Annotated in this window: 25 protein-coding genes and 3 tRNA genes; 24 read left to right on the top strand and 4 right to left on the bottom strand. The window is 30.9% G+C overall.

Features of this window, described 5'->3' with window-relative positions; genetic code table 11:
* Positions 1 to 53 precede the first annotated feature (53 nt).
* The 3 genes from BR66_RS0104150 to BR66_RS0104140 form a co-directional block, all read right to left on the bottom strand.
* Positions 54 to 572 (bottom strand): phosphatase PAP2 family protein, encoded by a 519-nt coding sequence (locus BR66_RS0104150; RefSeq protein WP_026881776.1) that lies wholly within the window; start codon positions 570 to 572, stop codon positions 54 to 56.
* 129 nt (positions 573 to 701) lie between these two features.
* Positions 702 to 2,054: a [Fe-Fe] hydrogenase large subunit C-terminal domain-containing protein gene (locus BR66_RS0104145; RefSeq protein ID WP_026881775.1), complete on the bottom strand. Its 1,353-nt coding sequence runs from the start codon at positions 2,052 to 2,054 to the stop codon at positions 702 to 704.
* 260 nt (positions 2,055 to 2,314) lie between these two features.
* Positions 2,315 to 2,390 (bottom strand) — tRNA-Pro (locus BR66_RS0104140).
* A 217-nt stretch (positions 2,391 to 2,607) separates the two neighbouring features.
* Here BR66_RS0104140 and BR66_RS0104135 point away from each other — a divergent pair.
* The 3 genes from BR66_RS0104135 to BR66_RS0104125 are packed head-to-tail and all read left to right on the top strand — an operon-like array spanning position 2,608 to position 4,449.
* Positions 2,608 to 2,988 carry a GntR family transcriptional regulator gene (locus BR66_RS0104135; RefSeq protein ID WP_026881774.1) on the top strand — a complete coding sequence of 127 codons (381 nt, stop codon included), beginning with the start codon at positions 2,608 to 2,610 and terminating at the stop codon, positions 2,986 to 2,988.
* A complete protein-coding gene (locus BR66_RS0104130; protein ID WP_026881773.1) occupies positions 2,972 to 3,667 on the top strand; it encodes an ABC transporter ATP-binding protein in 696 nt (231 codons plus the stop codon). The genes BR66_RS0104135 and BR66_RS0104130 overlap by 17 nt, the downstream gene beginning before the upstream one ends.
* Positions 3,667 to 4,449: a hypothetical protein gene (locus BR66_RS0104125; RefSeq protein ID WP_026881772.1), complete on the top strand. Its 783-nt coding sequence runs from the start codon at positions 3,667 to 3,669 to the stop codon at positions 4,447 to 4,449. The genes BR66_RS0104130 and BR66_RS0104125 overlap by 1 nt, the downstream gene beginning before the upstream one ends.
* Before the next feature lie 133 nt (positions 4,450 to 4,582).
* Here the strand turns inward: BR66_RS0104125 and murC are convergent, their stop codons facing one another.
* On the bottom strand, positions 4,583 to 5,959 hold the full coding sequence (gene murC, locus BR66_RS0104120) for a UDP-N-acetylmuramate--L-alanine ligase (protein WP_026881771.1): 1,377 nt from the start codon (positions 5,957 to 5,959) through the stop codon (positions 4,583 to 4,585).
* Between the two features lie 252 nt (positions 5,960 to 6,211).
* Between murC and purR the strand changes: the two genes are divergently transcribed.
* From purR to BR66_RS0104015, 21 genes are all read left to right on the top strand, one after another.
* Positions 6,212 to 7,030 carry a pur operon repressor gene (gene purR / locus BR66_RS0104115; protein ID WP_026881770.1) on the top strand — a complete coding sequence of 273 codons (819 nt, stop codon included), beginning with the start codon at positions 6,212 to 6,214 and terminating at the stop codon, positions 7,028 to 7,030.
* Between the two features lie 101 nt (positions 7,031 to 7,131).
* The gene (spoVG, locus tag BR66_RS0104110; RefSeq protein ID WP_026881769.1) at positions 7,132 to 7,461 is read left to right on the top strand and encodes a septation regulator SpoVG; all 330 of its coding nucleotides are present in this window, start codon (positions 7,132 to 7,134) and stop codon (positions 7,459 to 7,461) included.
* A gap of 186 nt (positions 7,462 to 7,647) precedes the next feature.
* Complete coding sequence (gene glmU, locus BR66_RS0104105) at positions 7,648 to 9,015, top strand: bifunctional UDP-N-acetylglucosamine diphosphorylase/glucosamine-1-phosphate N-acetyltransferase GlmU (RefSeq protein WP_026881768.1); 1,368 nt, start codon at positions 7,648 to 7,650, stop codon at positions 9,013 to 9,015.
* A 20-nt stretch (positions 9,016 to 9,035) separates the two neighbouring features.
* Positions 9,036 to 10,007, top strand: a complete 972-nt coding sequence (locus BR66_RS0104100; protein ID WP_026881767.1) for a ribose-phosphate diphosphokinase — start codon at positions 9,036 to 9,038, stop codon at positions 10,005 to 10,007.
* 159 nt (positions 10,008 to 10,166) lie between these two features.
* Entirely contained in the window at positions 10,167 to 10,853 is a 687-nt protein-coding gene (locus BR66_RS0104095; RefSeq protein ID WP_026881766.1) for a response regulator transcription factor, read from the top strand.
* 3 nt (positions 10,854 to 10,856) lie between these two features.
* Positions 10,857 to 12,272, top strand: coding sequence for a HAMP domain-containing sensor histidine kinase (locus BR66_RS0104090; RefSeq protein ID WP_026881765.1), 1,416 nt, complete (start codon positions 10,857 to 10,859; stop codon positions 12,270 to 12,272).
* 29 nt (positions 12,273 to 12,301) lie between these two features.
* The gene (locus BR66_RS0104085) at positions 12,302 to 13,495 is read left to right on the top strand and encodes a S1C family serine protease (RefSeq protein ID WP_026881764.1); all 1,194 of its coding nucleotides are present in this window, start codon (positions 12,302 to 12,304) and stop codon (positions 13,493 to 13,495) included.
* A 143-nt stretch (positions 13,496 to 13,638) separates the two neighbouring features.
* Complete coding sequence (gene pth / locus BR66_RS0104080; protein WP_026881763.1) at positions 13,639 to 14,208, top strand: aminoacyl-tRNA hydrolase; 570 nt, start codon at positions 13,639 to 13,641, stop codon at positions 14,206 to 14,208.
* A gap of 11 nt (positions 14,209 to 14,219) precedes the next feature.
* Positions 14,220 to 17,738 carry a transcription-repair coupling factor gene (gene mfd / locus BR66_RS0104075; RefSeq protein WP_026881762.1) on the top strand — a complete coding sequence of 1,173 codons (3,519 nt, stop codon included), beginning with the start codon at positions 14,220 to 14,222 and terminating at the stop codon, positions 17,736 to 17,738.
* Between the two features lie 60 nt (positions 17,739 to 17,798).
* Positions 17,799 to 18,821, top strand: a complete 1,023-nt coding sequence (locus tag BR66_RS0104070; protein WP_026881761.1) for a peptidylprolyl isomerase — start codon at positions 17,799 to 17,801, stop codon at positions 18,819 to 18,821.
* 297 nt (positions 18,822 to 19,118) lie between these two features.
* Positions 19,119 to 19,673, top strand: coding sequence for a stage V sporulation protein T (gene spoVT, locus BR66_RS0104065; protein WP_026881760.1), 555 nt, complete (start codon positions 19,119 to 19,121; stop codon positions 19,671 to 19,673).
* A 115-nt stretch (positions 19,674 to 19,788) separates the two neighbouring features.
* Complete coding sequence (locus BR66_RS0104060) at positions 19,789 to 21,327, top strand: putative polysaccharide biosynthesis protein (protein ID WP_026881759.1); 1,539 nt, start codon at positions 19,789 to 19,791, stop codon at positions 21,325 to 21,327.
* Positions 21,328 to 21,369: 42 nt separating this feature from the next.
* Entirely contained in the window at positions 21,370 to 22,821 is a 1,452-nt protein-coding gene (yabN, locus tag BR66_RS0104055; RefSeq protein ID WP_026881758.1) for a bifunctional methyltransferase/pyrophosphohydrolase YabN, read from the top strand.
* A gap of 111 nt (positions 22,822 to 22,932) precedes the next feature.
* Entirely contained in the window at positions 22,933 to 23,208 is a 276-nt protein-coding gene (locus BR66_RS0104050; RefSeq protein ID WP_026881757.1) for an HU family DNA-binding protein, read from the top strand.
* A gap of 94 nt (positions 23,209 to 23,302) precedes the next feature.
* On the top strand, positions 23,303 to 23,563 hold the full coding sequence (locus tag BR66_RS0104045; RefSeq protein ID WP_026881756.1) for an RNA-binding S4 domain-containing protein: 261 nt from the start codon (positions 23,303 to 23,305) through the stop codon (positions 23,561 to 23,563).
* 64 nt (positions 23,564 to 23,627) lie between these two features.
* On the top strand, positions 23,628 to 23,909 hold the full coding sequence (gene yabP / locus BR66_RS0104040; protein ID WP_026881755.1) for a sporulation protein YabP: 282 nt from the start codon (positions 23,628 to 23,630) through the stop codon (positions 23,907 to 23,909).
* A gap of 4 nt (positions 23,910 to 23,913) precedes the next feature.
* Positions 23,914 to 24,315: a spore cortex biosynthesis protein YabQ gene (yabQ, locus tag BR66_RS0104035; RefSeq protein WP_026881754.1), complete on the top strand. Its 402-nt coding sequence runs from the start codon at positions 23,914 to 23,916 to the stop codon at positions 24,313 to 24,315.
* A gap of 81 nt (positions 24,316 to 24,396) precedes the next feature.
* Positions 24,397 to 24,675: an FtsB family cell division protein gene (locus tag BR66_RS0104030; RefSeq protein ID WP_035795482.1), complete on the top strand. Its 279-nt coding sequence runs from the start codon at positions 24,397 to 24,399 to the stop codon at positions 24,673 to 24,675.
* Between the two features lie 158 nt (positions 24,676 to 24,833).
* Positions 24,834 to 25,331: a S1 RNA-binding domain-containing protein gene (locus BR66_RS0104025; RefSeq protein WP_026881752.1), complete on the top strand. Its 498-nt coding sequence runs from the start codon at positions 24,834 to 24,836 to the stop codon at positions 25,329 to 25,331.
* A 149-nt stretch (positions 25,332 to 25,480) separates the two neighbouring features.
* Positions 25,481 to 25,570, top strand: a tRNA-Leu gene (locus BR66_RS0104020).
* 7 nt (positions 25,571 to 25,577) lie between these two features.
* A tRNA-Met gene (locus BR66_RS0104015) sits at positions 25,578 to 25,653 on the top strand.

The raw sequence follows: 25,653 nt of genomic DNA, 5'->3' as shown, positions 1-25,653 counted from the left end.
TCACCTCAAGCTAAAGTATAACATAGAATATGAAAGATATGAAAATAATTATACTAAAATAATCCAGACATCATGAATGAAGTTGCTGACCCAATTAAAATACCAGCAAAGACATCAGTAGGATAATGAACGCCAAGATACATCCTAGATATTCCTACGCAACCAGCTATCAAGAGACTGATAAGAGTAAAGAATGGCAAATTCAGTGATACCATAACTGCAATACAAAAAGCGCAGGTAGTATGTCCTGATGGAAAAGAGTAATTATCAATCCCTATTTTTTTAATATTAAGGTTTTGTAATATCAAGTACGGACGAAGCCTATTTACGCTGGTTTTTATTATTCTTACAATAATCGAACTTACTATAAGTGCTGATGCTGTTTTAATAGATAAGGACTTAGTAAATCCATCAAAAAATGTAACTGTGCAAAACAACACTGCAAAAATCCCAGATCCAATATATGTCACCATGGGCATAATAAAGTTTAAAATTTTACATCTTATTGAATTATTAAATAACATCAATATGGCAGTATCTCTTTTCTGAATACGGTTCAGAAATGAATTCATAAATTCACCACCTAGCAAATATATATTATATATTATGAGGATACACATGATATGTAATCATATTTTACAGTAAAGATGTTACGAGCCTTTTAAATTTACGTTAAAATTTAAAGTTCATATCTAAAAACATCAAAAACGTCTTTCAAAGATTCCCATTTTATCTTCAGCCATAAAATCATCTTTGGAATTTATTCCTAACTTTTTTAATATCTTATTCATTTGAGAGTTATTTAAGGAAATTTTTACATTAGAGCTTTCAGCAAACTTGTTTACTTCAACTCGGCCCTGTTCTTTAGGGATTAAGGCCTTAGGGCCACCAACACAACCACCAACGCAACCCATACCTTCTATAAAATTAACATCAATTTCTTTGTTTTTAGCCTTTTCGAGTATATCTTTACATTCTCTAACTCCATTTGCTTGTGCACTTTTGAATAGATGATCTTTTTTTGGAAATAACACTGCAACAGCTTCGTGAACTGCTATAGACACACCTCCAGTTCGAGCGTAAAGTCTACCTTCTCTTGAGGCATAGTCTAAAGATGGGTCTTCTGGTAACTCACTAGGAATTATATTTAATGATTGAAATATATCTTTAACCTCTGCAAAAGTTAATACAAAATCTATAGCTCCAATTAAGTCTTTATCCTTTCGTTCTGCTTTTTTAGCAATACATGGACCTATAAAAACTACTTTGCAATTATTATTTAATGTTTTAATGACTCTTCCTGCAGCAATCATTGGAGAAACAGAAGGTGAAACGTATTTAACCATTTCATTATATGATTTTTTTAGCATACCAACCCACATAGGGCAACAACAAGAAGTAATCATAAGGTCTTCTTTGGAATTAACTTTTGCATCAAATTCACAAGCTTCTTTTAAAGTCAGCATATCTGCAAAAAAAGCTACCTCAACCATATCGCTAAAACCTAATTTTTTAAATGCACTTCGTAAATTATCCATAGTTACATTGTCACCAAATTGACCAATTATTGCAGGAGCCACAGCAGCAATTATTGGTGTGTTGCTACGAAGAAGCTCAACAAGAGGGATAAACTCAACTTTATCCAAAATAGATCCTGAAGGACATGCTTCAATGCAAAGACCACAATCAATGCACCTCTCTTCAGAAATTTTAGTAGACAAAGTGTCTCCATCAACATAAATAGCGTCAAATGGACAGGATTTTTGACAGGGGGTAATTCCATTTTCATCTGCACATTCCATTTTGCATTGATTAACCTTATTAACAATTTTGTGATTAGAATTATATGATTTGATTGCTCCTTTTAAACTTTTAATATAATCTTCACTATCACTATATTTAAGTTGTACTCCACACAATGAAGAAATAGAACTGCTTAATGCATCTTTATCAATACTAGAATCCGAAAGCAATTGTGATATGTATTGTTCAAATGTATTGTTATAATACGAGTCTACTAAACCTTTGAATATATTATTCAAGTTAGATTTCATAAGCGCCACGCCCCTTAAAATTTAATCAATTATAATTTTAACCATTGATAGTATAATATATACTTGAGATGTTTTTATTAAAAAATTGTGAGCATAGGTACAGTATATACTGTATACGTTATCAAAGATACTTAAATAGTTAAAAGTTAAGATAGTTTTGTCATGGCTAGCCCAAGTAGCTTAATTCATTTAAATAACTTTAAAGCTTGCAATAAAAAAGAGATAACAGACAAGAAGTCTGTTATCTCTTTTAATAAATTTGGTCGGGGTGACAGGGATTGAACCTGCGACCTCATGGTCCCAAACCACGCGCGCTCCCATCTGCGCTACACCCCGAAGAACATTTACTAGTATATACAATAAATAAGAAAAAAGCAATGCTTTTTTTGTATAAGGGAGTATAACGCAGAATACACTAGTATATTGGTCGGTTACTTTTTTAGTATGCTTTATTATTTGTTTTAAATGAATTATTTATTGCACAAAAAGTGTTTACAAATAGACATGATTAGTGTATTATTCATATATAACAGTAAAAATGCGAGGTGATAAAATGAAATTTGTTGATAACATGCCAATCTATATTCAAATTATGAATTATATTAAGAGAAAAATTATCACTGAAGAGCTTAAACGAGGGGATAAACTTCCATCTGTAAGGGAACTTGCTGAAACTATAAAAGTAAACCCCAATACAGTTCAAAGAGCATATCAAGAACTGGAAAGAGAGGAGGTTGCATATAGCAAAAGAGGACTCGGAAGATATATAACTGAAGATGAAGAAAAAATAAAGCTACTTAGAAGTGAAATGGCAGATGAAATTATGCATTCATTCATTGAAGGAATGTATAGTTTGGGATATAATGACAAAGAAATAATAGAAGTTCTGCAGGTTAGATTAGAGAAGGGGTGTAATAATGGAGACAATGCTTAAGACCACAAACCTTACAAAACAATATTCTAAGAACAGAGGTTTAAATGGACTAAACATGGAAATCAAAACAGGAAGGATAGTTGGACTTTTAGGACCAAATGGTAGTGGAAAAACGACCCTATTAAAAATAGCTGCGGGTATACTAAGGAAGGAGTCAGGGGAAATAGAGATAGATGGGAAAGAACCAGGTATGTATACAAAATCAATTGTTTCATACCTTCCAGACACTAATTATTTATACAAATGGATGAAAATAAAGGATGCAGTAAAATTTTATAGTGATATGTTTAAGGATTTTGACAGACAAAAGTGTGAAGAACTTCTTAAATTCATGAATTTGAATGAAGAAGATAAGGTGACTAGTTTATCAAAAGGCATGCTTGAAAAACTAAATTTATCACTTACTATTTCAAGAAAAGCAAAACTTTATATATTAGATGAACCTTTAGGCGGAGTAGATCCAACTGCAAGAGAAAAAATAATCGATGCTATATTAAATAACTACAGAGAAGATAGTTCCATGATAGTTACAACACATTTAGTAAATGACATAGAAAGACTTTTTGATGATGTGTTTTTTATTTCTGAAGGTAAAATAGTACTTGAAGGAAATGCTGAGGAACTCCGAATATCAAAAGGAAAATCTATAGATGAATTGTACAGGGAGGTATTCCAATAATGGCCAATCTTATAAAATATGAAATCATAGGTAGATATAAATCAGTTGCCATGTTAATTATAATAAGTGTCCTTGCAAATTTACTGCTTTTGATAAGACCATTTAATTGGCCAGATACAGGATTGTTTGTTATTTCAATATTAATAGCTGTTGTAGTATCAGTGGTACTTTTTATATGGAGTATAAGTATATTTTCACAAGATATATATGATGATAAAGGATACCTTACCTTTACACTACCTAAAAGTGGATACTCAATTATAGCATCAAAACTTATTGTTACATGTATTTTTTATATCATAATAGAGATAATTTCAGTTTTGTCTATGTATTATTATGGATCAAGGCTCGGGGACATAGGGAAGGCTTTAGACACATCTGGGATCAGAATAAATGTAGGAGCTTGCATTTTAATTATATTATGGTCTGTTTTAATTGGGACTGCATTAAATTTTATAAAAATTTATTTTGCAATAACCATAACAAGGCTTTCTATATTAAAGAAAAAACTTGGAAAGTTTATGGCGTTTGTGTCATATGTAATATTATCAATTATATATGGAATTATTACTTGGGGACTAGAAAAAATATTTCCACAAGACTTTTATATAAAATTATTTACAAGTGTTTCAGGAAGTATTGGAACATTGCAATCAGGCAATACAGATGTAATTACTAAGGGATTTCCTGTAAATACAGCAAATTTTGTATTTAGTATAATATTATGTGTGGTATTATTTATAGCAACTTCATATTTAGTTGAAAAGAAAATAGACCTATAACAAGTGACAAGTTAAAATATTTCTTAATTGTAAAAAATAAAAGGGAAAGCAGGTGGATTTTTAAATATCCTCCTGCTTTCCCTTTTTATTGATTTTTTAGGTTTATGGGAAAACCTTCATCAACTTGTTACACTTAACTTTTTAAGAAGTCTTCTCCAATTTGAAATACATCTCCTGCACCTACAGTTAGGAGTAAGTCACCATCTTTTAAATTTTCATGGAGATAAGTTACAATATCTTTGAAATTATGAATATTATTGCACTTAATCCCATTGCTGTTTACAGCTTCTGCTAGCATTTGTGAACTAACAACTCCTGTGTCTTTTTCTCTTGCTGCATATATATCAGCAATAATAAGTTCATCAATGCCAGAAAATGCCGTTGTAAACTCATTAAAAAGAGAAAGAGTTCTTGAATAAGTATGTGGCTGAAAAACACAAAACACTCTTTTGTGAGGGTAATTTTTTACTGCTGCTAAAGTTGCTTTAATTTCTGTAGGATGATGAGCATAATCGTCTATCACTACTACGCCATCCATAATGCCTTTATATTCAAATCGCCTATGAGTTCCTCCAAAATTTTTAAGACCGATAATAATAGATTCAGCACTAATATTAAGAATTAGAGAACTTGCAATGGCACCTAAAGCATTTAATACATTATGTTTTCCTGGTACACTTAGATTTATACTAAAAAGAAATTTATCTTTATTATATGCATCAAAAGATGCACAAGCTAAATCATTAAATTCTATATTTTTAGCCCTTATATCACCGTTTTCTATACCAAAGGATAATACATTACAAGAAACTTTTTTTGCAACTGCGGCAGTTCTTTCGTCATCAGCATTAGATACAAGATATCCATCTTTAGGTATAAGGTTAGTGAATTTTTCAAAGGCATCTTGTATTGCATTTATATCTTTATAAAAATCCAAATGATCTGCATCAATATTAAGTACCACACCTATATATGGATAAAAACTTAAAAATGAAGCCTTATATTCGCATGCTTCAGTTATAAAGTATTCGCTTTTCCCTGTTTTAACATTTCCACCTATGACATCTAGCTCTCCACCAACTAATATTGTTGGATCAAGATTTTCTGAAAGGGTTATGTGAGCAATCATTGATGTAGTTGTAGTTTTACCATGTGTGCCTGAAATAGCAACATTGTATTTGTGATCTTTCATAATTGCACCTAAAAACTGCGCTCTTGTAAACATTTGGATATTCAAAGCTTTTGACTCTATTATCTCTGGGTTTGTAGATGGGATTGCAGCTGTGTACACTATAATATCTACATCTTTCAAATTATTTTTATCATGTCCAATATAAATATCTGCACCACTCTTAGAAAGTTTTTCTGTTAGAGGTGAGGATTTCATATCAGAGCCAGAAACTTTATAGCCTCTTAATAATAAAATCTCAGCAAGGCCGCTCATGCTTACTCCGCCGATACCAATAAAGTGGACTTTTTTATTAAAATCATTATTTAAATCAAATTGCACAAAATCAACTCCTTAAGCTTATTTAAGCTATTAATATATAATTATAAAAATTTATAGTACATTTGTCCATTATTAATTATATACAAATATAAAAAAAAACAACACCTATATAAAAAAACAACATATAAAATTGAAAAACACATACATCAAATGAATATTTATATTGATAAAGGCTATAATAAAGCATAAAATATGAATAACAAGGATAAAAAATAAAAAATGATTCGGAATCTAATGTAAATAGGTGGTAGTATGGAAAAATTTAGTAGAAATCAAAGAATTGCTGCGATTACAAAACTTTTAGTTGAAAATCCTAGCAAAATGGTTAATTTAAATAAATTCACAGAAGTATTTAATGCGGCAAAATCTACAATAAGTGAAGATGTAGTTATAATACGAGATATATTTAATAAGTTAGAAGTAGGTAATATAGAAACAATAGCTGGTGCTTCTGGTGGAATTAAATATGTGTGTAATAGTTCACAAGAGGAAAAAAATAAATTCGCTGAAGGTCTTTGTGCTATTTTAGCGGAAAAAGATAGAATAATACCGGGCAATTTTATTTATATGACCGATATTATGTACAACCCAGAGATTGTGCATAAAGCAGCTGTTATTCTTGCTTCAAATTTTAATAATTTAGGAGTACAATATGTAGTTACAGTTGAAACAAAAGGTATTCCACTTGCTTATGAGGTAGCAAAAATGCTTTGTGTTGAGTTGATTATAGTGAGAAGGGACAACAGGGTTACTGAAGGACCAACTGTTAGTATAAATTATGTAAGTGGGTCTGGAAGGCGAATTCAGAGTATGTCATTATCAAGAAAATCTATAAAAAGAGGAAGCAAATGTATTTTCGTAGATGATTTTATGAAGGCCGGGGGTACAGCACTTGGTATAATCGAGATGCTTAGGGAATTTAATAGTGAGCTTGTAGGAATAGGTGTTCTAGTGGAGAGCACAGAAAATAAGTCAAAATTACTTAATAATTATATATCAATTATCCAATTTAATGGAATATCAGAAAATGGTTCAGCAATTTTAGTACCTTCAAATAATGTAAAAAAGTAGATTTTTTAAAATAGTTGATAATTTTTTGAAAAATAAGAAGGAAAATTACAACATATGGAGAATTATTAATGTATAAAGCATCTTGGAGGTGGATTTAGATAATGCAGATTACAGATGTAAGAATTAGAAAAATCACTACAGAAGGAAAAATGAAAGCCATAGTTTCAGTAACTTTTGATAATGAATTTGTCGTTCACGACATAAAAGTTATCGAAGGTCAAAATGGTCTTTTTATTGCAATGCCAAGTAGAAAAACACCAGATGGTGAATTCAAGGACATAGCACATCCAATAAACACAATCACTAGGGAAAAAATCCAAACAGCAATTTTAGACGAATATGAAAAAGTTAAGAGTGAAGAAATTAAAAGTGAAGAAGTAGTAAAAACAGAGTCTGAAGAAGAAATAGTAAAAACAGAAACTGAAGAATAAAATAAAAAGGAGTTGTACTCCTTTTTATTTTGCGTAAAATTAAATTAATTAAAATAAAAATACTTGTTGCTGTTGAAAATATATCAATAATAAAATATAATATAATAGGTTAATTGTCGTAAAATGTTGTTAAAGAATATTACCATGCAATTAAAGGTAAATATTAACAAATAAAGAGGTGTTAGTGTGTTTAAGTGTGCATTGGTTCTAGCCGGTGGTAAAGGTAAAAGGATGAAATCTGATTTACCAAAGGTTATACATAAAGTTTGCGGTAAAGAAATGGTAAATTATGTAATAGATTTAATGAGAAATTCAGATATTCAAGATGTCAATGTGATAATTGGAAAAGGAGCAGAACAATTAAAAGAGGCTACAGCTACTAGAAATGTAAGCTATTCACTACAAGCTGAGCAATTTGGAACAGGCCATGCTGTAATATGTGCTAAGGATTACTTGCAAGGTAAAGATGGTGTTGTAATTATTTTAAATGGTGATGCACCATTAATGGTTAAAGAAACCATTGATAAATGTATAAAATTTCATCAAGAAGGTAAATTTAAAGCTACATTGATAACTTCTAGACTTGAAGACCCAAGTGGGTATGGTAGGATAGTAAGAGATGCAAGTGGCTGTGTGGAAAAAATAGTTGAGCATAAGGATTGTAGCAAAGAGGAACTTAAAATAACTGAAATTAATTCAGGAATGTATTGTTTTGACATAAAGGCGCTTTTGGATGGTATTGATAAATTAAATAATACTAATGCGCAGGGTGAATATTATCTAACTGATATGGTTCAAATACTAAAGGATTCAGGAAAAAATGTAGGAGCCATAGCAGTGGAGTTTCAAGAGACTTTAGGAGTTAATTCAAGGGTACAATTAGCTAATGTGGAACACATCATGAGGCAAAGGATTAATAAAAGACATATGGAAAATGGTGTTACCATTATAGATCCTAATGCCACATATATTGGTGATGATGTTGAAATAGAAAGAGATACAATAATATATCCTGGAAATTTTATTGAAGGAAAAACTATTATAAAAGAAGGATGTATACTATATCCTAATTCAAGAATTTCAGATACTATTATAAATGAAAGAGTAACAATTCAAAGTTCTGTAATTTTGGAAAGTTCAATTGGAAGGGATACTACAGTAGGTCCTTTTGCTTATATACGTCCCGAAAGTAATATTGGTAAAGAAGTTAAAATTGGTGATTTTGTTGAAATTAAAAAATCTACAATCGGAAATAAAACTAAGGTAGCCCATCTAACATATATAGGTGATGCAGAAGTTGGAGAAGGATGTAATTTTGGTTGTGGTACGGTAGTTGTAAATTATGATGGAAAGACTAAGCACAAAACCATAATTGGCAATAATTCATTTATAGGATGTAATACAAATTTAGTTTCACCAGTAGAGGTTGAAGATAACACATATATAGCAGCAGGTTCAACAATAACAGAAAAAGTCAAAGAGGGCAGTCTTGCAATAGCAAGAGCCAAGCAGGTTAACAAAGAAGGTTGGGTATCAAAAAACAGGATTAAATAAATTTAGGAGGATTTATCTATATGATTTGTCATGGAAAAAGCATTAAAATATTTACAGGTAACTCAAATCCAGAACTTGCAGTAAACATTGCTAAAATATTAGGTGTTGAAGTTGGTGACTCAAAGGTAGGAAAATTTAGTAATGGTGAAACTTCTGTGGATATTAATGAAACTGTAAGGGGAGCAGATGTATTTTTAGTTCAGACACTTTGTGAGCCTGTTAATGATAGCCTTATGGAGCTTTTAATTATGCTTGATGCATTTAAAAGAGCTTCCGCTGGTAGAATAACAGCTGTAATACCACATTATGCTTATGCAAGACAGGACAGAAAAGCTAAGGCTAGACAGCCAATAACTGCAAAACTCGTAGCTGATTTAATACATACAGCTGGCGCAGATAGAGTGCTTACAATGGATTTACATGCTGCTCAGATACAAGGATTCTTTGATATACCAGTAGATCATTTAGAAGGAGTTCCTATACTAGCTAAATATTTTAAAACGCTAAATTTTGATAAAGACGAATTAGTATTGGTATCACCTGATATTGGTGGAATTAAAAGAACAAGACAATTCTCCGAAAAACTTGGAGCACCAATGGCCATAGTAGATAAAAGAAGACCTAGACCAAATGTTTCAGAAGTAGTTAATATAATCGGAGATATAAAAGGTAAAAAAGTCATTTTAGTTGATGATTTAATTGATACTGCTGGATCTATTACCAATGCAGCTGACGCCCTTATGAAATTGGGAGCAACAGAAATTTATGCTTGCTGTACTCATGGTGTGTTGTCAGGACCAGCTTTGGAAAGAATTGAAAATTCAGTAATAAAGCAAGTTGTGATTTTAGATACAATACCAGTTCCAGATAATAAAATTTGTAGCAAAATAAAGGTTTTAACTGTGGCAAATCTTTTCGCAGAAGCTATAAGAAGAATTTATGAGGATATTGCGGTAAGCAAAATATTTGAAGAAGAATTCGAAGACAGATAAATAAGCTACAGCAAAACATCGCAAACTATTACTGTAGCTTGCGATGTTTTGCTATATATTTTAAATTATAATTAACAATTTGTAACATTAACGATTATGTTACAAAAATATGATAGATTATAATAGTATGGTTTTACGATCCAATAGGAGGGTGTAAAAATGGAAGGAACATTAGGAAACATCTTAATTGTTGATGATGATGAAAATATTGCAGATATTATAAAAATATATCTTGAAAACTCAGGGTACTCTACAAGGCTTTCTTACGATGGTAAAGAAGCAGTAAGTGTATTTGCTGATTATAAACCAGACTTAGTGCTTTTGGATGTAATGCTTCCACATATGGATGGAATTGATGTACTAAAAGCTATAAGAAAAGAATCAGATACTCCTGTAATTATGCTTACAGCTAAAGGAGAAACTTTCGATAAGGTTTTAGCCTTGGAGCTTGGAGCTGATGATTATGTTGTTAAGCCATTTGAGCCAAAGGAATTAATAGCTAGGGTAAAAGCAGTGCTAAGAAGATATAGTGCTGATAGTCAAAGCAAAGAAGAACTAAAATTTGACAACCTTGTAATTGATATGAATTCTTACACGGTGGTTTACAATGGAGAAGAAATAAAAATGCCGCCTAAGGAGTTTGAACTTTTACATTACCTTGCAAACAGCAAAAATAGAGTATTCACTAGAGAACAACTTTTATGTGAAGTTTGGGGTTACGACTATCCAGGTGATTCTAGAACTGTAGATGTACATGTAAAAAGGTTAAGAGAGAAACTTCAGGGAGGCTCAAATTGGCAAATTGAGACTGTTTGGGGCGTTGGATATAAATTTGAGGTGAAATAGCTTATGAAAAAAGGGCTATTTGCCAAAATGATAGCAGCTTATACAATTATTATAGCTATATGTTTTGTAACTGTCTCCCTTGTGCTATCAATTTGGTTTCAATCATATTTTTTTCAAGATATAACAAACCAATTTGATAAAGATGCAAAAGTTATTGCCGCTTGGGCTGTAAATTATGCAGAAAAAAATATGACACTAAGCACTTTAGATTATTATTTAAAAAACTATGGTGAAAATTTTAATTCTAATATAATACTTTTGGACAATAATGGATACGTATATGAAGCGTCAGACATAAAAAATAATAAACTTATTGGTAAGCAGATAAGTAGTGATGATATAGAAAAATTAAGAAACAATAAGGTTGTGACAAAAAACGGAAAATATGATGGACTTATTAGTGTATCAAGTCATATATATATAGTACCTATTAGCAGCATTTATAATGTAAAATTTGCAGGTGCTATAATGATGAATACTCCTTTATCTGAAATAACAAGGCCACTGGCTAAGGTATATGTAATAATATGGGCATTGGCTATATTAGCAATAATAATAGCATCTATTGTTATATATTATTTGTCACAGAAAATACTTATAAAACCACTTTCAAACATAAATGATGTAGCTAAAAAAATATCAAAAGGCGATGTTGGAATAAGGGTAGCAGTTAACTCAGATGATGAAATTGGAGAACTTGCCAAGTCATTTAATGACATGGCGGATTCTATTGCAAAGGTTGAAGATAACAGAAGAGAATTTATTTCAAATGTCTCTCATGAAATAAGGTCACCTATAACATCAATAAAGGGTTTTATAGGTGGAATAATTGATGGGGTTATTCCAAAGGAAAAAGAAAATTATTATTTAACTTTGGCCTATGAAGAGACTCAAAGATTAACAAGACTTGTAAATGATCTTTTGGATTTGTCTACAATTGAATCAGGACGATATACACTTAATATGGTTAGATTTGACATTAATGAAATTATAAGACGTACAGTAATAAAATTTGAGACAAAGATAAATGAAAAAAATTTATTGGTGGATGTTGTTTTTGATAAAGAAGTATTGAATGTAAAAGGAGATTTAGACAGAATAATGCAAGTTGCTACAAATTTAATAGATAATGCTATAAAATATGTAGATGATAAAGGAAAGGTAAGAATATCAACTAAGATAAAGGGTGATAAGGTATTAGTTTCCATATTTAATCAGAGTAAACCTTTATCAGAGGAAGATTTAAAGTACATGTGGGAGCGGTTTTATAAGAGTGATAAATCAAGGACTTCAAAGGTAAGTACTGGACTTGGGCTTCCTATAGTCAGAAGTATACTTACTCAACATGGAGAAGATATATATGTTAAAAACACTAAGGATGGAGAAGTTGAATTTACCTTCTCATTAAAAAAGGCTTAAATATAAATATTCCTGAAGGAGGTGTTACTTTGAAAGAGGATGAAAAGGGTATAAGAGATGTTGAATGGGAAGATGTGGAGCATAAGAAAGAGAGCTCTGGCGGTGAGATAAAATTTAGAAAAAAAAATAGAAAAACTATATTTATAAAGATTTCTAAAGGAATAGTTTTTATACTAGTAGCTGCTTTTTCTGGTGGAATATCAGCTACATATATTGCAGACAAAAAATACTCCCAGTTTGAAAAAGAAAATAATAATAAATCTGTTATTCAAGGTAATAGCATTTCTAAGAACTATGAAGGTGATACTTCAAATTCAGTAGCTGAGGTTGCGCAATCAGTAAGTCAATCTGTTGTAGAAGTAAGTAATAGTGATGATAATACTGATAGTAATAGTTCTAATACTGGATCAGGAATTATATTTAAGTCAGACGGTTATATTGTGACAAATTATCATTTAATTCGAGGTGCAAATAAATATTTTGTAAGATTGTCTAATGTTACAACACCATTAAAGGCCACTCTAATAGGGTACGATACTTTGACCGATTTAGCTGTTCTAAAAGTTAATAGAAAAAATTTGCAAGCAGTAGTATTTGGCGATTCAACAACAGTTCAACTTGGAGATTATGTTGTGGCAATCGGAAGCCCATTTGGGGGTGATACCACCACTGGAATAATAAGCTCTACAAATAAAAAACTGCATGATACCATAACAGGAGCAAGTACACCATACAATGTATTACAAACAGAGGCAACTATAAATCCAGGAAATAATGGTGGAGCTCTTTGTAATATGAATGGTGAAGTTATAGGTATTAATAATCTTAAAATTACAGAAAGTGATAATGAAGATGGAATGGGTGTGGCTATTTCCATAAATGATGCTAAGGTTATAATAAACTCTATAGTGAAAAACGGACATGTACTAAGACCATCTTTAGGAATAAATTCAGAAGATTACATAACGGGAGATAATGGAGAGCCAAATGGCGTATTAGTAAAGGATATTATATCAGGAACCCAGGCAGCAAAGTCTGGAATTAAACCTAAAGATATAATAGTTGAATTTGATAGCATGAAACTGGTATCAACAGGAGAATTACAAGATATTTTAGTAACCCATAAAGTTGGTGATTCAGTGCCAATTATTGTTAGTAGGAATGGGAAATCAATTAAACTTAATATTGTTCTTTCAGAGCAAACAGTTAATGAAAAACCCTAGATTTTGTAGTGATATAAATATATTTATTAAAATGACACTCAGGTGGTGATTTAAAAGCCATCTGAGTGAAGTTTCATTTCATTTTTAATTTTTCTTTAGTATAATAAGAATGTTGTGATAAAATTAAAAGGGAGTGGAAAATAGTGTATCTAATAGTTGGTCTTGGAAATCCTGGCCATGAATATAAAAATTCTAGACATAATGTTGGTTTTGATGTTATGGATTTAATTAGTAGTAAGTATAATATTGCTATTAATAGGATAAAATTTAAAGGTACATATGGTGAAGGAAAAATTGGAGATGAAAAAGTTATTTTTTTAAAACCCAGCACTTACATGAATTTAAGTGGTGAAAGTGTAAGAGAAGCTTGTAATTTCTATAAAATATCAAATGAAAACATAATAGTTATTTATGATGATATTAGCCTTGAAGTTGGAAGAATGAGAATTAGAAAATCTGGGAGTGCAGGGGGCCATAACGGTATTAAAAATATTATACTGAATTTATCCAGTGACATATTTCCAAGAATTAAAATTGGAGTAGGCGGACCAAAAGGAAACCTTGTTTCTCATGTTTTAGGAAAAATTAGTGGGGAAGACAAAATCATTATTGATAGGGTATTTAATGCAGCTAGCGAAGCGGTAAATATCATAATAACTGAAGGCATAACGGAAGCTATGAATAAATTTAATGGCTTTCAAGGACTAGATTAAGAGGTGTTTATATGAGATTTAGGGGGTTTATACAGCCTTTAAGAGAAAATAGGGAATTTATTAATGTAATTGATAGCGTAAATGCGCATAAGTATCCTATAGGTGTTGTTGGATTGGCAGAATCAGCAAGAAGTTATTTTATTTACAGCGCATATGAAGAAATGAATAATCCTTTTGTTGTTGTTACAGATAATGATGTGGAAGCGAAAAAAATATACGAAGATTTATCATTGTATATACCTAACGTTTATTATTTTCCTACAAGAGAAGTTGCTTTTTATAGCATTGATGCTATATCAGGGGATTTGAGATGGGAAAGAATTAAGGTATTAAAGGAAATGCTAAAGAAAGGTAGAAGGATTATAGTTACTTCCATGGAGGCCTTTGCTGCACAGTATGCACCAATAGAATTATTTAAAAAATATTCTTATAAAGTTGGAATTGGTGACACAATTGAACTCAAGGAATTTAGGAACAAACTTGTATGTTCAGGTTATGAAATGGTGGAGACGGTAGAAAACAAAGGTCAGTATTCTATAAGAGGGGGGATAGTTGATATTTTCATACCAACCTCAAGTTTGCCATATAGAATTGAATTGTTTGGAGATGAAGTTGACTCTATAAGAACTTTTAATACAAGTTCACAGAGAAGTATCGAAAAAGTAAACAAAATAGATATATTCCCTGCAAAAGAAATGATTTTAGAGCAACATAATATAGAAAGTGGATATGAAAAGATAAAACAAGAACTTGAAGTGGTTGTGAAAAATCTAAATGAAAAACATGACACTGAGGCAGCGGAAAAAATAACTGGAATAATTAATAGAAATCTTGAAACCTTAAAGGAGACCTCAGGGTTTCCAACTATAGATAGTTATTTACCATTTTTTTATGAGTCACCATCTACATTTTTTGATTATGTAAAAGATTCCACAATAATAATGGCTGACGACGTACGATGCAAAGGAAAATTAGATAGTGTATATTTTGAGTTTAGAGATAGCTATGAATCATTTCTCAAAAAGGGAGATATACTACCAAGTCAAGGAAAACTTCTTATAGACGAACAGGAAGTATATGAAAGGTTTAAAGAAAGTAACATAATAAATATGGTGGGAATTGAAAAATCAAATGGTTTTTTAACTGCTAGCACAAGTTCAAATTTCAGATCAATTACATTAAGTGGATTTGGTGGAGTCATGGACTTGCTTTTAGATGAAATAGTAAAGAAAAAACATGCTGGTTATAAAACTATAATCCTCTGCGGAAGCAAACCAAGGGGTGAAAGGCTTGTAAATACTATCAAGGATAGAGGCATTGAGGCCACTTATAAAAATGAATTACAAAGTATAGAATTTGGCGAAGTTGTTGTAACATTTGGTAGCCAAAGTAATAGCTTTGAGTATCCTGACCTTAAGATTTGTGCTATTTCAGATAAAGAATTATTTGGTGAAACAAAAAGAAAAACAAAAAAGAAAGTTAAAAAGGGCGCTAATAAGCTAAAGAGTTTTACAGAGCTTAAACCAGGAGATTATGTTGTTCATTTAAATCATGGAATAGGTGTTTATAAGGGTATAAAACAACTGGAAGTAGATGGTCACAAGAAGGATTATCTTGAAGTTAGCTATTCTAGTGATGATAAATTATTTGTGCCTGTTGAGCAGCTTGATTTAGTGCAAAAGTACATTGGTAGTGAAGGTAATTCCCCAAAGGTCAACAAGCTTGGGGGCAATGAATGGAATAAGGCTAAAACTAAAGTAAAAAAAGCTATTAATGAGATAGCAGAAGAATTAGTTAAATTATATGCCATAAGGTCTGCTACAACTGGATATACCTATTCAAAGGATACCGTATGGCAAAAACAATTTGAAGAGGAATTTCCATTTGATGAAACTCCAGACCAATTAAGTGCAATACAGGACATAAAGAACGACATGGAAAGCGGAAAAGTTATGGACAGATTATTATGTGGAGATGTTGGTTTCGGTAAGACTGAAGTTGCAGTAAGGGCTGCATTTAAAGCAGTTATGGATGGCAAACAGGTTGCATTTTTAGTACCAACAACTATTTTGGCAGAACAACACTATAATAATTTCATAAAAAGATTTTCTGATTTTCCAATAAAAGTTGATATGCTAAGTAGATTTAGAAGTCCAGCTCAGCAGAAAGCCACAATCCAGTCATTAAAGGAAGGCAATGTAGATATACTTATTGGAACACATAGGATACTTCAAAAGGACATACAGTTTAAAGACTTAGGAGCTCTAGTTGTGGATGAAGAACAGAGATTTGGTGTAACACATAAGGAAAAGATTAAAAACCTTAAAAAGAATGTAGATGTACTTACGCTGACAGCGACACCTATACCAAGGACGCTCCATATGTCCCTTACAGGTGTTAGAGATATTAGTGTTATTGAAACTCCGCCAGAGGAAAGATATCCTGTTCAGACATATGTAGTAGAGTATAACGATCAACTAATTAGAGATGCTATAATGAGAGAAATCAATAGAGACGGTCAGATATTTTTTGTATATAATAGAGTTGAGACTATAAACGAAATGTCCGCAAGAATTTCTAGTTTAGTACCAGAGATAAAAATTGCAGTGGCACATGGGCAAATGACTGAAAGAGAATTAGAAACTGTTATGCATGGATTTATGAACAAGGATTATGATTTACTACTATGCACAACTATAATTGAAACTGGTATAGATATTCAGAATGTAAATACTATGATTATATATGATGCAGATAGAATGGGCTTATCGCAGCTATACCAATTGCGAGGACGGGTTGGAAGAACAAACAGGATAGCTTATGCTTATTTTACATATAGAAAAGACAAAATATTAGCAGAAGTTGCAGAAAAAAGACTGAAAGCTATAAAGGAATTCACAGCACTTGGTTCAGGCTTTAAGATTGCTATGCGAGATCTTGAAATAAGAGGGGCAGGAAATATGATGGGTTCCGCTCAACATGGTCATATGGCAGCAATTGGATATGATTTGTATTGTAGGATGCTTGATGATGCTATTAGGCAGTATAAAGGGGATGAAGATTTCCATCTCATAGAAACTACAATAGAAATTAAGGTAGATGCTTATATTCCAAATTCTTATATAGAGGATGAACTTCAAAAGATTGAAGTATATAAGAAGATTGCGGCTATAGAAACCAAAGATGAGTTCTATGATGTACAAGAAGAGCTAGAAGATCGATTCTCAAATATACCTAAATCCGTTGATAATCTTATGATTATAGCCTATGTTAAAGCAATTGCTAAATCAATAGGAATTATTGAAATAAAGGACAAAATAGAATTCGTAAACATTAAGTTTGAAAGTAAAGAAAGAATAAGTGAAAAATTAGTAACATCTTTAATAAAAAATTACAGTAAAAGCATAATATTCAAAACTGCCGAAAATCCTATGATAGTGTATAGTTTGAAAGATTTAAAAAGAGACGATATACTTGAAAATTTAATAAAGCTTTTTGAATATATGAAATCAACATATGAAACAGATTAAATATATGATAAAATTAATCACATGTGACTAAAATATCATGAAATTTTAGGGGGAATAACATTGAAAAACGTAAAAAAAATTATGGCATTAGCTGTAGTTGGAATACTTACAGTAGCATTAAGTGGTTGTAACTTAGTACAAAAAACTCAAGCGGGTATTAATAACACAGTATTAGCTAGTGTAAATAGTGATAAGATAACAAGAGCTGACCTAGAAAGCAGAATGAAAAGTACAGAAAATCAGTTGATACAGCAATATGGTACAAATTATGCAACTAATGCTGATGCTAAAACTCAATTAGATCAAGCAAAAACAAAAATGCTTCAACAAATGGAAACAGAAAAATTATTACTTCAAAAAGCCACAACTCTTAAGCTAGTACCAACAGAAGCAACTATAAATGCTGCTGTAAAAAAACAGTACGATGCAATGCGAGCTCAAGATCAGTATAAGAAAGACAGTGATTGGAAAGCTGCATTAACTCAAAATGGATACACGGAAGCTTCACTAAAAGCTCAAATGAGAAATAGCGTTATAATTGAAAAAGTTACTGATTATATGACTAAAAATGTAAAAGTAACTGATAAGCAGATTACAGATTATTATAATAAAAATCCACTTTTATATACTGAAAAGCCTAATACAATACATCTAGCACACATTTTAGTTGCAACAAAAGCAGCTGCAGATAGCATTGAGGCTCAACTTACTAAAGGAGCAGATTTCGGTACACTTGCAAAACAAAATTCTACTGATACAGGTAGTAAAGATGGTGGTGGAGATCTAGGAGATCATGATCAGACTAATTCAGATTCTACTAATGCTTTTGATCCTACATTTATGGCAGCCGCTTTGAAACTTAAAGCTGGAGAAGTTTCACAACCGGTTCAAACTCAATATGGATTTCATATAATCAAGTGTGTTTCAAGAATGGACTACGCAGTGAAAAAACTTGATGCTGTTAAGGATACAGTAAAAGCTACAGTTTTAACTAATTCAAAACAGACTCAATATGAAAAAACTCTTGATCAATGGAAAAAAGAAGCAAAAATCACTGAGAATTCTTCAGAAATAAGTAAATAACCCAATTGATAAGCTAATAAAGATTTTTTGCAAAAACTCAAAAATTCAATGAAATAGGGATGCAAATAGATTTGTGTGTAAACAAATTTATTTGCATCCCTAAAATTTCATCATGCCAAGGATTTTTTTACTCATCTATTCAAATTAATCACTTATTTTTTTCATAATTCACTGATATTATGAAAAAAATAAATTTTCTTGTGACATATATATAAAGTATGCATTTATGCATAAAATTTCATAACTAGTAAGATACTATAGATATAAATATTTACATTATCTTAGGAGGTAATATACATGAAAGCAACTGGTATAGTTAGAAGAATAGACGATCTTGGTAGGGTTGTTATACCAAAGGAAATAAGGAGAACTTTGAGGATTAGAGAAGGAGATCCACTAGAAATATTTACTGATAGAGAAGGAGGTGTTATTCTTAAAAAATATTCACCAATAGGGGAACTAGGAGATTTTGCAAAAGAATATGCAGAATCAATAAATAGCTCAATTGGAAATATAGTAGCTATTTGCGATAAAGATACTATTATAGCTGTAAGTGGGGGAGTGAAGAAAGAATATTTTGAAAAACGTGTTAGTAATGAACTTGAAAAAATAATGAACGATAGAAAAACATATACTTTAAGTGATAGTAGCAACAAAGCAGTTCCTGTATATGATGATGAAGATGTAAGTGAAAAATATTCATCAGAAGTAATTGCACCTATAATTTCCGAAGGAGATTCTATTGGAGCTGTAGTTATAGTATCTAAAGATACTGGAGTAACATTTGGGGAAACGGAGACAAAATTAAGTGAAACTGCTGCTATGTTTTTAGGAAAGCAGATGGAACAATAATGTAATAATATTTAGCTTTAAAACTAACATGAAATTGTAAGTAAAATTAAAGAGTAATAATACCTTTGAAACTGAAATATTAATATTTATAGAGGTTTTGGAGGTATTATTTATTATGAGAAAACAATCGCTTATCAAAGGAACATTTATTTTAGGATTGGCAGGTATTTTTACAAGGTTTTTAGGTATATTTTTTAGATGGCCATTAATAATGTTAATTGGAGATGAAGGAATAGGATATTATCAGATGTCATATCCGTTATATATGTTTTTTATAGCTATTGCGTCAGGAATGCCTGTAGCTATATCAAAAATGGTATCAGAGAGGAATGCTACTGGTGACACTGAAGCAGCCGCATTGGTACTTAAAAAGGCGCTTATACTTATGTTTATAATGGGAGGAAGCTTCACAGGGTTTATTTTATTATTTAGCCATCAAATAATATCAGCACTTAATTGGGACAAGAAGTCTTACTACTCTTTAATAGCTATTGCAGGAGCTCCCCTTTGCATATCTATAGTAAGTGCGCTTAGAGGATATTTTCAGGGATTTCAGAATATGATTCCAACTGCAATATCACAGATATTAGAGCAATGTGGTAGGGTAATCGTTGGGGTTGGTCTTGCATATTTATTAATTTCAAAGGGAATAGAGTATTCCGCAGGTGGAGCAGCTTTTGGAGCATCATTTGGAGCAATAGTGGCTGGTATTTATTTAACAATAAAATATTTGAAAACTCAAACAAAAGTTAAAACAAAAACTACCCATAAAGAAAGCAATATTATGTTTAAACTTTTATATATTGCTATTCCAATTTCAATTGGAGCAGCTGTTAGTAGCGTTATGAGCCTACTGGATTCCATAATTGTTCCTCAAAAGCTTTTATTAGCAGGGCTTACTTATAAAGAAGCTACAGTACTTTATGGGCAACTTACAGGCAAAGCATTTGTTTTAATTAATGTACCATTAACGTTATCAATAGCATTATGCTCATCTTTAGTTCCCATAATTTCTGAGGCTTATATTCTAAATAAAAAGAGTCAGGTTATTAATAAAGTTCATTTGGCAATGAGGGCATCGATGGTAATTGGAATACCATCTTTCTGTGGTCTTTTTTTCATGTCAAGACCTATATTAAACTTGATTTTTCCAGGCAATGGTGGAGGAGATAATATTTTAAGATTCTTGAGTATTTCAATACCATTTATAACTTTAACTCAGACAAGTACTGCAATATTGCAAGGAATTGGTAAGTATACTTTGCCAGTAAGAAATATTTTGGTGGCCTGCATTGTAAAAGTAATTATAACTATGATTTTAGTACCAATACCTAGTATTAATGTATATGGTGCTGTAATTGGAACAATAACTGGTTATGTACTTGTAGCATTGCTGAATTTATGGAATGTTAAAAGTGAATTAGGTATAAAAATAAATATTTATGATATTATAATAAAACCAGCTTATGCATCAGTAATAATGACTATCGTAGTTGTATTTATTTATTTAAATGTCTATAATAGTACAATGAGTAGCAGTATAGCATGTTTCTCTGCTGTATTTATAGGCATTATTATATACTCAATTTTAGTTTTATCCTTTGGCATATTTAGCTATAGTCAAATAAAAAATAAAATACGGAAAAAACATTAAATTAATTTGATAATGCCAATAAGATTTGAAGGAGATAGAGTTATGATTAGCGTAGTTGGCTTAGGGCCTGGAGATTTAAGTGCATTAACTATGGGGACGGTAGAAATTTTAAAAACCAGTAAGAATATATTTCTTAGAACAATCAAACACCCTACAGTTAAATATCTGGAAGATGAAAAAATAAATTTTAAAACTTATGATAATGTTTACGATAAATCACAAAGTTTTGATGACGTATATGTTTCTATTGCTGAAGATTTGATAAAACAACAGAAAATATTAGGAGATATAGTATATGCGGTTCCAGGACATCCTCTAGTAGCTGAAAAGTCAGTCAGCATACTTTTGAGGCTTTGCACGGATAAGAATATAGATATTAAAATACTACCAGCAGTAAGCTTTATTGATGCTATAATGGAGGCGCTTAAGATTGATCCTATAAATGGGGTTAAAATAATTGATGCCTTTGATATAAAAAACCAAATTATGGATAAGAGATCAGGATTAATAATTACTCAAGTTTATAATAAGCTTATAGCATCGGAAGTAAAACTGACCTTACTTGAGTATTATAAAGATAACACTGAAATATATTTTGTAAGAGCAGCTGGAATAAAAGGATTAGAAAGTATAAGAAAAATGGAACTATATGAGCTTGACAGGCAGGAAGATATAGATTATTTAACATCTATTTACATACCTAAATGCCTAGATAATACAACGGACTTTTATGACTTATTGGGAATAATTGAGACATTACGCGGAGAAAATGGTTGCCCTTGGGATAGAGAACAAACCCATGAATCCATAAAGAGATGTCTTATAGAGGAAAGTTATGAAGTATTAGAAGCACTTGGGAAAAACAATGAAGATATGGTTGTTGAGGAACTTGGAGATGTACTACTACAGGTTGTATTTCATGCTCAAATAGGAAAAGAAGAAGGATATTATAACATAAATGATATTATAAAGGCAATATCAAATAAAATGATTAAAAGGCATCCTCATGTCTTTGGTAATGAAAATACAAGTGAAAATACATCAGAAATAGTCATAGATAATTGGGAAAAAAATAAAATGAAAGAACAAAAATTGCAGAGCTATACAGATGCTTTAAATCATGTTCCTAAAAATTTACCAGCACTTATGAGAGCAGAAAAAGTACAAAAAAAAGCAGCAAAATTTGGTTTGGATTTTGAAAAAATAGAAGATTCTATGTATAAAGTTTCAGAAAAAATAAACGAAGTAAAAGATGTATATAAAGGCATAAATAGGGAAAAGATATTAGAAGAAGTGGGTAATTTAGCATTTAGAGTAGTAAATGTTGCTAGATTCCTTGACATCGACCCAGAAAATGCTTTAAATTATACTATAGATAAATTCATTAAACGTTTTGAGTTCATGGAACTAAAGGCAAAAGCCATGAATACTAATTTAGATGAGATGTCCCTGAAGGACATGGATATATTATGGAATGAAGTCAAAAGTTTGTGAATTTATTAAATTTCTATAAAATACTTCAAAAAAGAAGGATTTTAAAAACGTATGAAGAATATGCTATAAAGGGTTATAACGTATTCTTAATTATTTAAGGAGGTAACAAAAGTGAATAAAGCAGAATTAATTAGTAGCATAGCAGAAAAAAGTAATTTAACAAAGAAAGATGCAGAATCAGCTCTAAAGGGATTTGTTGAAAGTATAGAGGAAGCTCTAGAAAAACGTGAAAAAGTTCAACTAGTAGGATTTGGAACTTTTGAAACAAGAGACAGAGCTGAAAGAAAAGGTAGAAATCCAAGATCTAAAGAAGAAATAACTATACCAGCATCAACTGTTCCTGTATTTAAAGCAGGGAAAGAATTTAAAGAACGAGTAAATAAATAGTTTTATTAAATTTTTATGAAAAACCTGGATTTTATCCAGGTTTTTTGTTAATATGACAATAAATACTATATCATATGAATTGTGGGAGGCTGTTATGAGATTAGACAGATATTTAAAAGTATCAAGGATTATAAAAAGAAGAACGGTGGCAAAAGAAGCATGTGAAAGTGGCAGAGTTTCAATTAATGAAAAAGTAGCAAAACCAAGCACGGATGTTATAGAGGGCGACATAATAGAAATAAGGTACGCAGAAAAAGTATTAAAGGCTAGAATATTAAATATATCAAATTATGTTCATAAGGAAGATGCAAAACAAATGTATGAAATTTTATTAGGTGTGGAAGATAAAGAATAACACATAGTAATATAAGTATTCTATTTTACATATATATTTTATAAGTGGAATAGGAGGGAAAACTATGGAAGCAAAGATTGAGGATAAAAAAAGTAATTTAGTGCTTGAAAGTAGAAAGAAGTTAGCTATTACTGGAGTAAATGAAGTAATAAGTTTTAATGAACAAATCATTATTTTAACTACTAGTTTAGGGAGTTTAACATTAAAAGGTAATAATTTAAAAATGAATAAACTTGATGTGCAAAATGGAGATATTATGATAACCGGAAAAATAAATTCCTTTGAATATTCAGAAAAAGAAAATACAAAAAATAAAGATAGTATTTTAAATAGGCTGTTTAGGTGAAAGTATGGTATTGTCAAATTATTTGCAGTTCAACTTGCTTTTTTTTAGTCTAATTGGAGGATTTATTACCGGTGTATCATTTGATATATATAGAGCTATACGGGGAAATCAAATTGAAAATAAAATAATTATATTTGTTGAGGACATATTGTTCTGGGTATTAATAAGCATAATAGTTTTTGTTTTTTTGTTTTACAAGGATGGAGCCATTATTAACACATATTCATATGCTTTTATTATTATTGGAATTTATATATACTTTAAGTTTTTTAGTAGCAAACTCATAATTTTCGAAATTAGGTTATTTGATATTATTTCACGAAATTTGAGGATAACATTCAATATAATAATGTATCCGTTTAGGCTAGTAATTAATCATTTTTTCCCTAATGAAAAAAATAAATAATAAAAAACTTGAATATATCTAGTAAAAAATTTAAAATATAGGTATACTTACTGTGAGGTTAAATGTTGAGAGGTATGTGGTATGATAAAAGGAGCTAAAATAAAATTCTTAATAATTGGTATTTTTGTTATTAATATGTGCTATGTGGCAGTAAACCAGCAGATAACTATGAACAAAATACAGGCGCAGATTGACAGCAAAGCTACAGAAACCAAAGAACTTAAAAGTTCAAATCAGAAATTACAGGATGAACTTAAGATGGCACGCTCTGATCAATATAGCGAAAAGCTAGCTAGGGAAAAGTTGGGTCTTATTAAGCAGGGAGAGATTACTGTAATCAATGGAAGTAATAATAAATAAATACTATGATTACATCACAGTTAAATTTATTTATATTATGCATGTTTTGCATGAATAAATATATTAGATATATATACTTAGGGATTTTCTCTAAAGTTTGTTGTGAGGTAAGCATATTATAAAAATATAAAACATAATCAAGGAGGAATCTTTTTAATATGACCTTAAAGGCAGGAACAATTCTAGAAGGAACAATAATTAACATTACAAATTTTGGTGCATTTGTTGACGTGGACGGTAAAACAGGTCTAGTTCATATTTCCGAGGTAGCTGATACTTTTGTAAAAGATATCAAAGATTATTTAAAAGAACAAGATAAAGTGAAAGTTAAAGTTTTGTCAGTTGATGAAGGTGGAAAAATAAGTTTATCTATAAAGCAAGCTTCTGTTCCTCAGAAAACATCTAAACCAATCGATATCGATTGGACTAAAAGTCCTAAACCAAAACAAAATGGATATGGAAATGATAATGGATATAGCAATCGTAATAGTAATAGTAATAATAGCAGCAGTAATAATAACGGCGGTAATGGAATCGGAGTTGAGTTTGAAGATAGATTATCTAAGTTTTTAAAAGATAGCGAAGAAAGATTTCAAGATTTAAAAAGGCATCAAGAAGCAAAGGGCCATGGTGGTTATAAAAAAGGCTCCTATTAAGGTAAATAAAGAGGCTATTTAGCCTCTTCTGTTTGTATAAAGGATTAATGAACAAACAATAAATTGCTATTTATTATGAGAACAAAATTTTTTTGTTGACATGTATTAAAATATATTATATAATAAATCTTGTTGCTTAGCAATGACATGCCGAAGTGGCGGAACTGGCAGACGCACAGGACTTAAAATCCTGCGATGCTTAAACCATCGTACCGGTTCAATTCCGGTCTTCGGCACCAATAATATCGCGGGGTGGAGCAGTTGGTAGCTCGTCGGGCTCATAACCCGAAGGTCGTAGGTTCAAGTCCTGCCCCCGCAACCA

The sequence above is a fragment of the Clostridium akagii DSM 12554 genome (assembly GCF_000686725.1).
Lineage (GTDB): Bacteria > Bacillota > Clostridia > Clostridiales > Clostridiaceae > Clostridium_I > Clostridium_I akagii.
This window is presented reverse-complemented; position numbering and strand designations above follow the sequence as displayed.

What these genes read in the sequence shown, in the direction of transcription:
- BR66_RS0104150 (WP_026881776.1), bottom strand. Translation starts at nt 572, where the DNA reads ATGAATTCATTTCTGAACCGTATTCAGAAAAGAGATACTGCCATATTG.
- BR66_RS0104145 (WP_026881775.1), bottom strand. Translation starts at nt 2,054, where the DNA reads ATGAAATCTAACTTGAATAATATATTCAAAGGTTTAGTAGACTCGTAT.
- BR66_RS0104135 (WP_026881774.1), top strand. Translation starts at nt 2,608, where the DNA reads ATGAAATTTGTTGATAACATGCCAATCTATATTCAAATTATGAATTAT.
- BR66_RS0104130 (WP_026881773.1), top strand. Translation starts at nt 2,972, where the DNA reads ATGGAGACAATGCTTAAGACCACAAACCTTACAAAACAATATTCTAAG.
- BR66_RS0104125 (WP_026881772.1), top strand. Translation starts at nt 3,667, where the DNA reads ATGGCCAATCTTATAAAATATGAAATCATAGGTAGATATAAATCAGTT.
- purR (WP_026881770.1), top strand. Translation starts at nt 6,212, where the DNA reads ATGGAAAAATTTAGTAGAAATCAAAGAATTGCTGCGATTACAAAACTT.
- spoVG (WP_026881769.1), top strand. Translation starts at nt 7,132, where the DNA reads ATGCAGATTACAGATGTAAGAATTAGAAAAATCACTACAGAAGGAAAA.
- BR66_RS0104100 (WP_026881767.1), top strand. Translation starts at nt 9,036, where the DNA reads ATGATTTGTCATGGAAAAAGCATTAAAATATTTACAGGTAACTCAAAT.
- BR66_RS0104095 (WP_026881766.1), top strand. Translation starts at nt 10,167, where the DNA reads ATGGAAGGAACATTAGGAAACATCTTAATTGTTGATGATGATGAAAAT.
- BR66_RS0104090 (WP_026881765.1), top strand. Translation starts at nt 10,857, where the DNA reads ATGAAAAAAGGGCTATTTGCCAAAATGATAGCAGCTTATACAATTATT.
- mfd (WP_026881762.1), top strand. Translation starts at nt 14,220, where the DNA reads ATGAGATTTAGGGGGTTTATACAGCCTTTAAGAGAAAATAGGGAATTT.
- spoVT (WP_026881760.1), top strand. Translation starts at nt 19,119, where the DNA reads ATGAAAGCAACTGGTATAGTTAGAAGAATAGACGATCTTGGTAGGGTT.
- BR66_RS0104060 (WP_026881759.1), top strand. Translation starts at nt 19,789, where the DNA reads ATGAGAAAACAATCGCTTATCAAAGGAACATTTATTTTAGGATTGGCA.
- yabN (WP_026881758.1), top strand. Translation starts at nt 21,370, where the DNA reads ATGATTAGCGTAGTTGGCTTAGGGCCTGGAGATTTAAGTGCATTAACT.
- BR66_RS0104045 (WP_026881756.1), top strand. Translation starts at nt 23,303, where the DNA reads ATGAGATTAGACAGATATTTAAAAGTATCAAGGATTATAAAAAGAAGA.
- yabP (WP_026881755.1), top strand. Translation starts at nt 23,628, where the DNA reads ATGGAAGCAAAGATTGAGGATAAAAAAAGTAATTTAGTGCTTGAAAGT.
- yabQ (WP_026881754.1), top strand. Translation starts at nt 23,914, where the DNA reads ATGGTATTGTCAAATTATTTGCAGTTCAACTTGCTTTTTTTTAGTCTA.
- BR66_RS0104030 (WP_035795482.1), top strand. Translation starts at nt 24,397, where the DNA reads ATGATAAAAGGAGCTAAAATAAAATTCTTAATAATTGGTATTTTTGTT.
- BR66_RS0104025 (WP_026881752.1), top strand. Translation starts at nt 24,834, where the DNA reads ATGACCTTAAAGGCAGGAACAATTCTAGAAGGAACAATAATTAACATT.